This is a genomic window from Microcoleus sp. D3_18_C2, from assembly GCF_036702395.1.
Lineage (GTDB): Bacteria > Cyanobacteriota > Cyanobacteriia > Cyanobacteriales > Microcoleaceae > Microcoleus.
The window spans coordinates 22,596-34,306 of record NZ_JAUBTG010000061.1 but is presented as its reverse complement, the minus strand read 5'-3'; the positions used below and the strand labels follow the sequence as shown (position 1 = coordinate 34,306).

Genomic DNA, 11,711 nt, shown 5'->3' with positions numbered 1-11,711 from the left:
TTTGTTGATTTTGTAAATCAAATCTTGAGTGTTTACTTATCTTAACATGATTTGGTTTTTTTACGCCTACCTACTTAATTACAGTTAACCCAGCATATTCGAGCATTATCGGCTTGGTAAAATATCTGAGAATGTATGGCTTAGCTAGCGACGAATCTGCCGCGCTGGTGATTGCTCGCCGAGCTATGCGACTAAGTGAAAAAATACCTCGCTCCTTAACCGCCTATTCTGAGGTGAACTCGGAAAAGCACGTTTGGAGCGAGTGGAACCAACTGAATAAAAAAATCAAACGTTCCGGTGTAATATCACGTCGCTGTGATTATTATACCGTTTCTAACTGGAGTTTCTTGGTCAACCTCGATGTCGAGGAAGCGTAGGCGCTAAGAAAGAACGTTTCAAACTTATACCGCTGAGCTTACCCAGGTTTGCCTAGGTTTTTTAAAGCGGTTAAAACAATCAAATTACTGTCAAACTTGCCGGAGCTGTTATTCAACAAGCCTCGGTTATTGACACCGCTCGGCTCGTCCAAATCCGCAAATATTTTGAACTGTGTACCAATAATTCTGGGGATCGCGTACTCTATTACCCGTCAGCAGTCAGCGTGGGAAAACCCAGAGACTGCTAATTGTCATGAAACCTTGAGTTAAGTCAGGAATAATTAATATGCTAGACACTGCGATCGAATCTATTCAAGCCAGAGAAATCCTCGACTCCCGTGGACGCCCCACCATCGAAGCGGAAGTTTACCTAGCCAACGGTGTTGTGGGGCTCGCCCAAGTCCCCAGCGGCGCGTCTACAGGCTCTTTTGAAGCCCACGAACTCCGCGACGACGACAAAAGCCGTTATGGTGGCAAAGGAGTCCTAAAAGCCGTCGCTAACGTCGAACACAAAATTGCCCCCGCTTTGGCTAATCTAGATGCGATCGACCAAGCGCTGGTAGACAAAACCATGATTGACTTGGACGGTTCCCCGAACAAATCCCACCTCGGCGCCAATGCCATTCTCGGAGTCTCCTTAGCCACAGCAAAGGCGGCCGCCGAGACTTTAGGACTCCCCCTTTACCGCTACTTGGGCGGGCCCTTGGCGAACGTTTTGCCCGTGCCTTTGATGAACGTGATCAACGGGGGTTCTCACGCTAACAATAATGTGGACATTCAAGAATTTATGATTGTCCCTGTGGGTGCGCCTTCTTTTAAAGAAGCTTTACGCTGGGGTGCAGAGGTATTTGAATCCTTGAGTAAAGTCTTAAAAGCTGAGGGTTTGCTGACTGGTGTGGGTGATGAAGGCGGTTTTGCGCCTAATCTTAAATCCAATCAAGCAGCTTTGGATTTGTTGATTGCAGCTATTGAAAAAGCTGGCTACAAACCGGGTGAACAAGTTGCTTTGGCTTTGGATGTTGCTGCTAGCGAATTTTACAAAGATGGGCAGTACACTTACGACGGTGTGGCTCATTCGCCGGCAGAATTAATCGATTATTTGGATGGTTTGGCCAGTCAATATCCCATTGTGTCGATTGAAGATGGTTTGCATGAAGACGATTGGGACAGTTGGGTAGCGCTGACACAGAAAATGGGCAGCAAAGTTCAATTGGTTGGTGACGATTTGTTTGTTACTAATCGCACGCGGCTGCAAAAAGGAATTGATTTGAAAGCTAGCAATTCGATTTTGATTAAGCTGAATCAAATTGGTTCTTTGACAGAGACTTTGGATACGATCGACCTGGGCAAACGGAACAGCTATCGATCGATCATCAGCCACCGTTCCGGTGAAACTGAAGATACCACCATTGCCGATTTAGCGGTAGCGACTCGCGCCGGCCAAATCAAGACTGGTTCTTTGTGTCGCAGCGAACGGGTGGCTAAATATAACCGTTTATTGCGGATTGAAGACCAATTGGGCGATCGGGCAATTTATGCAGGATCGATCGGTTACGGGCCTAAATAACACTTGGTAATCGGGCATCTGACAATTTTAGATTTTAGATTGAAGAATTGAAGAATTGAAGAATTGATTAGTAACTTGAATCTAAAATTAACAATCAGAAATCTAAAATCGGATGGGCATCGAGCATCGAAAACTTAGATCGTGTGGATACAAGGGGCGGGTTTTACAAACAATAATTGCCTAAAAACCAATCATCTCGTAAACCCGCCCCGATCCAATTACCAATTACCAATTAAGGATAGAAAGCCAATTGTGGCAAACCCAAAGTTTCTTCCCAGCCCATCATCAAGTTCATGCACTGGATGCCTTGACCGGCTTGGCCCTTAATTAAATTGTCGATCGCCGACAGCACAATCACCCTGTCAGTACGCGGATCTACTTCCACACCGATGTAACAGAGATTTGTGCCGCAAGCCCATTTTGTTTGCGGATAAACTCCAGCCGGTAACACTTTTACCCAAGGAGAATTGCGGTAAAAAGCGCTGAAAATCGTGATTAAATCTTCCCGCACCAAACCCGGATCGCGCAAAGTTGCGTACACAGTCGCCAGAATTCCCCGCACCATCGGAATTAGGTGGGGAGTAAACTGAACTTTAATATCGTGTCCCGCTAAATCGCTGCAAATTTGCTCGATTTCTGGCGTGTGGCGGTGGCGCCCAACGCCGTAAGCGCCCAGAGAACCCTCTGCTTCAGCCAACAACAGATTAACTTCGGCTTTGCGGCCCCCTCCCGAAGCACCGGATTTGGCGTCGATAATTGCTGTTTCTGGCACGATGAGACCTTGTTTGAGCAAAGGTGCCAGGGCTAATAAACTAGCAGTGACGTAGCAGCCGGCACAGCCTACTAACTGAGCGTCTTTAATTCGATCGCGATACAATTCTGGCAAACCGTAAACAGCCGTTGCAGCTAAAGCAGAGTCCGATCGCTCGCCCCCGTACCAAGCTTTGTAAGTTTCCAGATTTTCAAATCTGTAGTCAGCCGACAAATCCAAGACTTTGCAGCCTTTTTCTATCAGCGTCGGTGCCATTTTGCAAGCTAAACCGTTCGGCAGCGACAGAAACACAACTTCGCATTTTGCCGCTATTTGGTCTAGGTCGATCGCCTCTACTGTCAAATCAATGCAGTTAGTCAGGTGCGGGTAAAGGCTGGAATAAGGTTTTCCTGCACTGCTATCCCCGCCCAAATAAACTACTTCAGCCGCCGGGTGGTCCGCCAGCAGTCGCACAAGTTGCACGCCGCCGTACCCTGAAGCGCCGATAATTCCTACAGGCACACGTCCAACATCTCCCATTTTCCTTTATCCCCTCAGCCGTTGAAGTCAAAAACGCTTGAACTTTTGCTGCATTGTAGTACCAAACGCCAACTTTGGTGGCAAAGAATTGTGTTGTTTTGTTTTGGAGGTGCATTTTTGTTAATTTTCGGCTGTTTGACCGAAAGCATCCAGGATACCCGCCACGTGATTCATTCCAACGCGCAGACTCAGGATCCAGAAATACAAAAACCTGTATCCAATACACAAGCCCCCGGATTTATCTCGCGCAAGTCAATGCTTCAATCCTTTAATCTAAAATCTCAAATCTCAAATCGCGCAATCGATTGACCCCGCCCAAAACCCATACAAAGCCCTGGAGAACTCAAAATTTTAGACCAAAGTTCCATCTTCCAGATTCACTGCGCTGCAAGTAAATCTAAAATCTAAAATCTAAAATCTAAAATCGACTGACCGATCGCCAAAACCCTAAAATTAACAAACTGATGTGCGATCGTGCTATAAAAAAACTAACCTTAACCTATCCACAAACCGGAGATTCACATTTTTCCCTCTTGCCTCTTGCCTCTTGCTTCCTGTATCCTGCCTCTTCCCTCTTCTTTCTTCCTACCATGGGCATAGTTGTAGACAACGTATCAAAACAGTTTGGCAGTTTCCAAGCACTCGATCGAGTCAGCTTAGAAATTGAATCGGGTTCCCTAGTCGCATTGCTGGGCCCGTCTGGTTCCGGCAAGTCTACACTGCTGCGACTGATTGCGGGTTTAGAAATGCCCGACTCCGGCAAAATCTGGCTGACAGGCCAAGATGCCACCAATACTAGCGTCCAAGACCGCAAAATTGGCTTCGTGTTTCAGCACTACGCGCTATTCAAGCACATGACAGTGCGAAAAAACATCGCTTTCGGGCTGCAAATTCAGAAAACACCACCCGCGAAAGTCAAATCGCGGGTAGAAGAATTGTTGAATTTAGTGCAATTGGCAGGATTGGGCGATAGATACCCGTCGCAACTTTCAGGGGGCCAACGGCAGCGGGTGGCCCTCGCCAGAGCCCTAGCTGTGGAACCGAAAGTGTTATTGCTAGACGAACCTTTTGGAGCTCTCGATGCCAAAGTTCGCAAAGACTTGCGCGCTTGGTTGCGGCGACTGCACGACGAAGTTCACGTTACCACAGTCTTTGTGACGCACGATCAAGAAGAAGCGATGGAAGTTGCCGATCGAATTACAGTCATGAATAAAGGTAAAATCGAACAAGTCGGCACACCCGCAGAAATTTACGACCATCCCGCTAGTGCCTTCGTAATGAGTTTTATCGGGCCAGTCAATGTATTGCCCAGTAGTTCCAGAATGTTTCAAGACAACGGCTTTGACTCAGCCAACCCAGAGATTTTCTTGCGCCCTCACGACGTAGTAATTGAAACTACAGAAAATAGTGCAACAGTGCCTGCAAGAATCAGTCGCTTGATTCATTTGGGATGGGAAATTCAGGTAGAATTAACCTTAGATGACGGTCAAGTAGTAAACGCTAATTTGACTAGAGAAAGATTCGATAGCTTGAACTTGCAGCCCCAGCAAAGAGTGTTCGTAAAGCCGAAAGATGCCAAGTCCTTTCCACTTTTTTATTCCATCTAAGAGCAATTCTGAAAACTCAAGCTAAATTTAGATTGGATACTGCCTTTCAAACGATGTGGCCCGGTGCGGTGTCTCTTCAAAAAAAAGATTAGGGACACCGCACCGCGGCCTGTCCCTAATCTTTTTTACTGACAACTGTCCGCTGACTACTGCGCGCTGAGTTAGTCTTTAATTTTACTGACAGCTTTTTTGACTTGTTGCTCAAAGGATGTAGCTTGTGTATTGGAAGGATTTTTCATTTTTTCAATGTCAGCGTCTCCCTGAACTTCGTTAGGCCCTTTGCTGGCTTTTTCTTGAGTTTCTTCCAAGGACATTGGTTTTTTCAGTACAGCTTCTTGAGATTCTTTTTCAATTCCTAAAAGTTGGTCTTCACCTTTGGTGGGGCTGCTAGTAACGGCAAAAGCGGGGAAAGCATTAGAAACAAACATCAAAGCACAAAAACAAACAGCTATTAAACTGCGGACTAAACGCTTGGCAGGGAAGTTAAAGCTGATAAAAGACATACAAAATTTCTCCGTTTTTAGAAGTTTTGATCGCTAAGATTGTTAACAGGCTGAAGCTCACTCATATTCTGCACAATCTTTAACTCAAGTTTGATAAAAGCAACCGTTGCTTTCTTTCAAATTGAGCTAATATATAATATTTAGCTGAAAAAGCTGGGATTTGAAATCCTTCTCAGGGAATATTTCTAGTTGACTGGCGTCGATCGCCCCAAGAGATTTATGTAGAAGGCACTTGTGTAGAATCAAAAAAATTCTCTATAAGTGCCTTCGGATGCGCCTCACATAGCAGTATCAATGTCAGTAACTGGTTTTATCGTGGGGTGGGGGCGGATTTATTTAGCCTCTTTACAACGTGAGAGGGCGCTTGAGTGAACCCGCAGAGCGGTTTGTTAAAAATGTTGCAAGATATGAGATGCGATCGACTATCCACTGACTAATGACTAATAACTAATGGCTGCTGCTGTCGCACGGGAACTTGAAATTTTGCTAGATAAGTTTTAATTTCTCCTACACTGAGTTGCCCGTAATGCAGCAGGGAAGCTAGCAGTGCAGCTTCTGCTTTCCCCTCAGTCACGGCTTCGTAGATGTGGTGGCAGTTGCCGGCGCCGCCGGAAGCAATGACGGGAATTTCGACCATTTCGGCAATGCTGCGAGTTAATTCCAAATCGTAACCGGCTTGAGTGCCGTCCGAGTCCATGCTTGTCACCAGAATTTCGCCGGCGCCGCGCTGTTCGGCTTCCTTTGCCCAGGCGATCGCATCTTTGCCGGTATTTTCTCGCCCTCCGCGCACGTACACGTCCCAACCAGGACGATCTGCGTCTTGCCGTTTGCGAGCGTCGATCGCCACTACAATGCACTGATTACCAAATCGATCGCTGGCTTTGTCAATTAAACTCGGATCGCGCACCGCCGCCGAATTAATACTCACCTTATCAGCGCCCGCCCTCAACAAACTTTTAATGGTGTCTAAGGATTGGATGCCGCCGCCCACCGTCAAAGGGATAAATACTCGATCGGCCGTGCGGTACACCACATCGATCATAATATTCCGGTCTTCGTGAGTCGCCGTAATGTCCAGAAACACCAACTCGTCAGCACCGGCATCGTTGTAAACCTGAGCCATTTCTACCGGATCGCCAGCATCCTTAAGGTTGACAAAATTGACACCTTTGACCACGCGACCGGCTTTCACATCCAAACAAGGCAAAATTCTTTTCGACAACATAAAATTCTCGTATTTCCAACTTATTGACCGCCGCAGCGAGGAAAAGGCTTTGTTGATATCTTCAAAAACCCGAAGTTAAGCAACAAATCTTAAAGATACCTTGTGTTTAACAATTCTCGATCGGAGCCGGAGAGCCATTTTTCAGTTTTTTATGCCCCGTTAGTCTAAATAAAATTTGGCGGGCAGTGAGAGCCGTGACATTAGGTAGAATATTGGTAGATAGTTATATTTTCAGCAAAAAAGCACCAAATTTAACTCCCCAGATAGAACTGTGGGGTGAAAAATATGACAATTTCGCTTATGATCGAACCATAACTACCTTTGCTGGCGATCGAATTGTGGTTCGGCAATCCTGTATGGTTTGGTGCATCGACGATCGACTAAACAATTTTAGATTAGAGAACGGCCGATTTGAGGTTTTTTAGCAGCAATCTCAGTCATAAGCCGCGCGGTAAAGTTAAAATTTAAAGTTTAAAACCTCAAACCGGTTGACTTGATGTCGTTTTTAGGGCTGTGGTGACTTTGCAAGCCAATCCACATTTGGTACTTCGTACAGAGAAAAGCGGCAATCGCTACTTGCCGCTCTCCGGCAGCAATTGCTGGACAGTAGGGCGGAGCGATGACAATAATTTTGTACTGACAGATCGCTGGATTTCCCGTAATCACGCGATGTTACAGCAAATGGAGACAGGAGAGTTCTACCTGATCGACTTGGGCAGCCGCAATGGTTCCTTTGTCAACGGGCGGCGGGTCAGTATTCCTGTCACTCTCAGAAATGGCGATCGGATTATTTTCGGTCAAACCGAATTGGACTTCTACAACCCAAGCGCCGGCCACCGACACGATCCAATACACGAGACAGACTCTGAAGATTTTACGGCGACTTTGACGGTGCGTAGCCTGATTAGCGTCATGGTAATGGACATCCGAGACTTTACAGTTTTGACTAGGCAGCTAGACGAAACCCTCCTCTCGGAAGTCATCGGCAATTGGTTCCGCAAAGCAGGACAGATCATTCGCGAACACGGCAGTTGGGTGGACAAATACATCGGCGATGCCATCATGGCAGTCTGGTTCCACAAAACCAGCGGTGTCAGCAGCGAGGAAATGATGCGGATTTGCCAAGCTTTGAGCGAACTGCACAAGGCAACAGACGAACTCAGCAGCCGTTACCCCCTGCCTTTTCCTTTGCGAGTCGGGGCCGGCATCAATACCGGTTATGCAATGGTGGGAAATTCTGGCAGCAGCGACCGATCGGACTATACTGCCTTGGGAGATACTGTAAACGCAGCATTTCGCCTGGAATCTTGCACCAAGCAAATCGGCAAGGATATCGCTGTGGGAGAAACTACCTACAAATATCTGACGCAATTAGGGGCCCAGGGCGCTTTCGAGCAGCACACCGTTGCTTTAAAGGGTTACGACCATCCCACCGTGACTTACGGCGGTACTTATGCTGACTTGAACGCTTTTCTCAAAACGAAAGGAAAAAGTTCTTGATAGCTAGAAAAGTGGGTGCGGGGCAAAAATTAACCCCTTAAAATCGCAGTCCGAGTTTTTAATTTGGAGTGCCTTTTATAAACTTGTCTGCGATGCTTAAAACTCACCTATTATCATATATAATCTGCTTTGTCAATACCCCAAGGGAAAGTTTATAACAGCCCTCTACCTATTGCGGATTTATCTGAAAAACTGCATAAGCAAAATGGTAGTCTCTACATAAATGCTGTGTATGAAATTGGGAGACAAAACTTCATGAAACGATTGGGTCGTCTATTGGCAGTATTGGGCTTAGTGCTGGGCTGCTTTGCATGGGCTGGAGACCAAAGCGCGATCGCGGCGTCATTAAGCCGTATCGTCTTGCCATCATCCTCGCTCCTAGCAGTTGAAGCTCCGGCTAGAACCAATCGCGCCGATGAGAAGCTTGCCACAGAATACGGCAAAAAACTTGATTTGAACAACAGCGCCGTCCGGGACTTTCGGGAATTTCGAGGGTTGTATCCCACTTTAGCTCGACTAATTATTAAGAATGCTCCTTACGAAAATGTTGAGGACGTACTCAATATTTCAGACTTGACGGAAGCTCAGAAAAAACTGCTGCAAGCTAACATGGACAAATTCACCGTAACTGATGTTGAATCAGTCTTTATTGAAGGAGACAACCGGTTGAATAATGGTCTCTACGACTAGGTAGCAGCGGGTCTCATTTGAAGGCAGAAGTCATTGGGCAGAAGGCATTTGGCAGAAAGAAAAGATTTTTTTTCTATAGGCTGATGACTTCTGCCTTTAATTTCTCAAGACTTACTTTCAACCACCATTCGGCAAAAGCCGACCCAAATTCGCTAGATTGAAATAAGCGACTTCCCCTCATTCATCTAAAATCTAAAATCTAAAATCTAAAATCCCTTGACTGACATTAGTTCAAGTCCCCAGATTCATCTGTAGACTAAAATCTAAAATCTAAAATCTAAAATCTAAAATTGACTGGCGGCAGACTTATGACTGACAAATTTGACGTATTGGTAATAGGTGCTGGCGCGGCGGGTTTGTACACAGCACTCTGCCTGCCAGAACATTTGCAGGTGGGCTTGATCAATAAAAATACCCTACCTGTTTCTGCAAGCGATTGGGCCCAAGGAGGGATTGCCGCGGCGATCGCCCCTGAAGATTCCGCAGCGCTGCACGTTCAGGATACATTGGCTGCGGGAGCCGGTCTTTGCGATTTGGAGGCGGTGAAATTTTTAGTCGAGGAAGCTGGTGCTTGCATCGACTCCCTGGTGAAAATGGGCGTTGCATTCGATCGCACCGGCCCAGATTTAGCCCTCACCCTAGAAGCAGCCCACTCCCGCCGCCGAGTGCTCCACGCCGCCGACACTACGGGCAAAGCCGTGATCGGTACGCTGACAGCAAAAGTATTAAGCCGCAAAAACATTCAACTCGTATCTCCTGCCTTTGCTTTGAGTCTGTGGCTAGACAAAACCGGGCGGTGTCAGGGGATTAGCTCGATTTGCGGCTCACAAGTCAAGTGGCTGCAAGCTAAAGCCGTGGTGCTGGCGACAGGCGGCGGCGGACAGGTTTTTGCTCAAACGACCAATCCGTCGGTAAGTACCGGGGACGGGGTGGCAATTGCGTGGCGCGCCGGGGCGCTGCTGCGAGACTTAGAATTTGTGCAGTTTCACCCGACGGCGCTGAGCACAGCGGGCGCGCCTCGGTTTCTCATTAGCGAAGCGGTGCGGGGAGAAGGAGCTCATTTGGTTGACAGTAAGGGATATCGCTTTGCTTTTGACTCTCACCCCAGCGGGGAACTCGCCCCTAGGGATGTTGTCAGTCGCGCTATTTTCCGCCACTTACAAAAAACGGGGGAACCTCATGTTTGGCTGGATTTGCGCCCGATTGCGGTCGATCGACTGCGCTACAGGTTTCCCAATATTATTCAAGTGTGCGCTGACTGGGGAATTGATATTTTTTCCGAACCGGTGCCGGTGACGCCCGCGGCCCATTACTGGATGGGAGGGATTGTGGCTGACAAGTTCAACCAAACTTCGATTCCGGGTTTGTACGCGGTGGGAGAAACTGCGAGCACGGGGGTACACGGTGCTAATCGGTTGGCGAGCAATTCGCTGCTGGAATGTCTGGTTTTTGGGGCGCAGATGGGACTTTTGCAGCTAGAAGATGGAAGGCCCAAAACACTCACAGATGAGTTAGATGCGGGGGAAATCTGGGATAAATCGATTTCTGAACAGGACATTGAGGCGATCGAAAGGTTGCGGGTTGAATTGCGGAATTTGGTGTGGCAGAGTGCGGGCATTTGCCGGGGACAGCGGGATTTGGAAAGTGCGATCGTCCAACTTGAGATTTGGCGGCAAGAATTTGCTTCCTTGCCTTTGAGTCAAACGCTTGATAATTTACGGCCCGGACAAATTATTGATTTTTCCCCTACTGAGACGGAGAATAGCTCGATTTTGCGAAATTGGGGAGAAGTTGGGAATTTATTGGATATCGGCTATTTAATTGTCAAAAGTGCTGCGTTTCGCACCGAAAGTCGTGGCGGTCATTACCGAGTGGACTATCCCCTCACCGATCCGGATTGGTGCAGCCATACTTTAATTAACCAATCCAATTGGTACAAATCTCCGCGAATAGAAGATTAAAATTTATTCAAAATTTGGGGTCAGCGCGTTCCCGTACCGTCACTTTCGGGGTTCCCGTTCGGGGTTGGTTCGTATTTTTGGAGATTTCCAAACCTAGAGGTTGATGTCACTGTCCCAAGTCTGGGGGTCAATGGCGTCGGGCTCTTGCCCGCGCTACGGGCTTTTGTGAAATTGCTAGCTGAGTTGCTGGCAAGTCGAGCCGCATTGGCGGTGCCGACTATATTCACTTGCAGGCAGACCGCCAGGGTTGCCGTTGTTGTGAGCTGAATCAAAGTACGCATAGTATTCACCGCCTTATTCCAATCACCGCAATAGATCCACGTGTGTACCACCTATTATATCTATCAATTTCCGTATTTCCACTGATGTCTTTACATTTACTTTAATTAACTTTCGTAAGTTTACATAATTTTTTTTACATTAAGGCTTTTGGCGATTTGAATTTGGTTTCAGGTTGTGATTGATTTTAATATTTTGTAACATTCAGATGAGACGGCAAGTTGCTCTCATAAGTTTTATCTTGGGGTAAATCTATCTAATGACAGATGACAGATTAGAGACTTTAAATTTATGTGATTTGAGATGTGAGATTTCACTACTTAAAACATTTTTTTGAACGGTTTCAAAAAGCTTAGAAAGCTTACGGTTTAAGGCTCGATCAACAAGCTATTTTCCTGAAGTTAGCTGCACAGGGGACGCCTGAAATAATACAGCATATTCCATGTATATGCGGTACACACAACAAGGGTCGTAAGCATCGGTGCGTCGCCACCAGTCAATCTGCAAGTTTCATTAAACATGAGCAGATCCGCACCCTACATAACAATGTACCAACAATAGAGCTTTATAGTGTACTTCACGAACCACCGAATATGCTGTATCTCCCTCACTGCCCAATTAAGGTTTGAGACCTAAAATTGCTCAAATTTTGTCTGAAGTAATTGAGATTTTAGATAAAAAAATTGAATAATTATAAATGACTTATCAATA

At 46.6% G+C, this 11,711-nt stretch carries 11 protein-coding genes; 7 read left to right on the top strand and 4 right to left on the bottom strand.

The genetic code is table 11. The features are described 5' to 3' along the window. Window positions 1–131: 131 nt before the first annotated feature. Both QUA88_RS25120 and eno read left to right on the top strand, forming a co-directional pair. Window positions 132–377, top strand: a complete 246-nt coding sequence (locus QUA88_RS25120; protein ID WP_333274390.1) for a hypothetical protein — start codon at window positions 132–134, stop codon at window positions 375–377. Window positions 378–663: 286 nt separating this feature from the next. Continuing rightward, window positions 664–1,944, top strand: coding sequence for a phosphopyruvate hydratase (gene eno / locus QUA88_RS25115; protein WP_445243062.1), 1,281 nt, complete (start codon window positions 664–666; stop codon window positions 1,942–1,944). 232 nt (window positions 1,945–2,176) lie between these two features. Here the strand turns inward: eno and argC are convergent, their stop codons facing one another. Next, window positions 2,177–3,235, bottom strand: a complete 1,059-nt coding sequence (gene argC / locus QUA88_RS25110; RefSeq protein WP_333057475.1) for an N-acetyl-gamma-glutamyl-phosphate reductase — start codon at window positions 3,233–3,235, stop codon at window positions 2,177–2,179. A gap of 590 nt (window positions 3,236–3,825) precedes the next feature. Between argC and QUA88_RS25105 the strand changes: the two genes are divergently transcribed. Next, a complete protein-coding gene (locus QUA88_RS25105; protein ID WP_333211490.1) occupies window positions 3,826–4,842 on the top strand; it encodes a sulfate/molybdate ABC transporter ATP-binding protein in 1,017 nt (338 codons plus the stop codon). Between the two features lie 161 nt (window positions 4,843–5,003). Here QUA88_RS25105 and QUA88_RS25100 read toward each other — a convergent pair whose 3' ends face one another. Together QUA88_RS25100 and hisF are read right to left on the bottom strand one after the other, a co-directional pair. Beyond that, a complete protein-coding gene (locus QUA88_RS25100) occupies window positions 5,004–5,345 on the bottom strand; it encodes a low temperature-induced protein (protein ID WP_333057473.1) in 342 nt (113 codons plus the stop codon). 433 nt (window positions 5,346–5,778) lie between these two features. Then, a complete protein-coding gene (gene hisF, locus QUA88_RS25095; protein ID WP_333057472.1) occupies window positions 5,779–6,570 on the bottom strand; it encodes an imidazole glycerol phosphate synthase subunit HisF in 792 nt (263 codons plus the stop codon). Between the two features lie 194 nt (window positions 6,571–6,764). Here hisF and QUA88_RS25090 point away from each other — a divergent pair, with 194 nt between their 5' ends. From QUA88_RS25090 to nadB, 4 genes are all read left to right on the top strand, one after another. Beyond that, window positions 6,765–6,995 (top strand): hypothetical protein, encoded by a 231-nt coding sequence (locus tag QUA88_RS25090; protein ID WP_333057471.1) that lies wholly within the window; start codon window positions 6,765–6,767, stop codon window positions 6,993–6,995. 88 nt (window positions 6,996–7,083) lie between these two features. After that, window positions 7,084–8,070, top strand: a complete 987-nt coding sequence (locus tag QUA88_RS25085; protein ID WP_333057470.1) for an adenylate/guanylate cyclase domain-containing protein — start codon at window positions 7,084–7,086, stop codon at window positions 8,068–8,070. A 255-nt stretch (window positions 8,071–8,325) separates the two neighbouring features. Continuing rightward, complete coding sequence (gene psbU, locus QUA88_RS25080) at window positions 8,326–8,760, top strand: photosystem II complex extrinsic protein PsbU (protein WP_333057469.1); 435 nt, start codon at window positions 8,326–8,328, stop codon at window positions 8,758–8,760. Window positions 8,761–9,068: 308 nt separating this feature from the next. After that, window positions 9,069–10,721, top strand: coding sequence for an L-aspartate oxidase (nadB, locus tag QUA88_RS25075; protein ID WP_333057468.1), 1,653 nt, complete (start codon window positions 9,069–9,071; stop codon window positions 10,719–10,721). Window positions 10,722–10,741: 20 nt separating this feature from the next. Here the strand turns inward: nadB and QUA88_RS25070 are convergent, their stop codons facing one another. Next, on the bottom strand, window positions 10,742–11,002 hold the full coding sequence (locus tag QUA88_RS25070; protein WP_333057466.1) for a hypothetical protein: 261 nt from the start codon (window positions 11,000–11,002) through the stop codon (window positions 10,742–10,744). Between the last annotated feature and the right edge of the window lie 709 nt (window positions 11,003–11,711).

What these genes read in the sequence shown, in the direction of transcription:
- argC (WP_333057475.1), bottom strand. Translation starts at nt 3,235, where the DNA reads ATGGGAGATGTTGGACGTGTGCCTGTAGGAATTATCGGCGCTTCAGGG.
- QUA88_RS25070 (WP_333057466.1), bottom strand. Translation starts at nt 11,002, where the DNA reads ATGCGTACTTTGATTCAGCTCACAACAACGGCAACCCTGGCGGTCTGC.
- QUA88_RS25105 (WP_333211490.1), top strand. Translation starts at nt 3,826, where the DNA reads ATGGGCATAGTTGTAGACAACGTATCAAAACAGTTTGGCAGTTTCCAA.
- QUA88_RS25120 (WP_333274390.1), top strand. Translation starts at nt 132, where the DNA reads ATGTATGGCTTAGCTAGCGACGAATCTGCCGCGCTGGTGATTGCTCGC.
- psbU (WP_333057469.1), top strand. Translation starts at nt 8,326, where the DNA reads ATGAAACGATTGGGTCGTCTATTGGCAGTATTGGGCTTAGTGCTGGGC.
- eno (WP_445243062.1), top strand. Translation starts at nt 664, where the DNA reads ATGCTAGACACTGCGATCGAATCTATTCAAGCCAGAGAAATCCTCGAC.
- nadB (WP_333057468.1), top strand. Translation starts at nt 9,069, where the DNA reads ATGACTGACAAATTTGACGTATTGGTAATAGGTGCTGGCGCGGCGGGT.
- QUA88_RS25100 (WP_333057473.1), bottom strand. Translation starts at nt 5,345, where the DNA reads ATGTCTTTTATCAGCTTTAACTTCCCTGCCAAGCGTTTAGTCCGCAGT.
- hisF (WP_333057472.1), bottom strand. Translation starts at nt 6,570, where the DNA reads ATGTTGTCGAAAAGAATTTTGCCTTGTTTGGATGTGAAAGCCGGTCGC.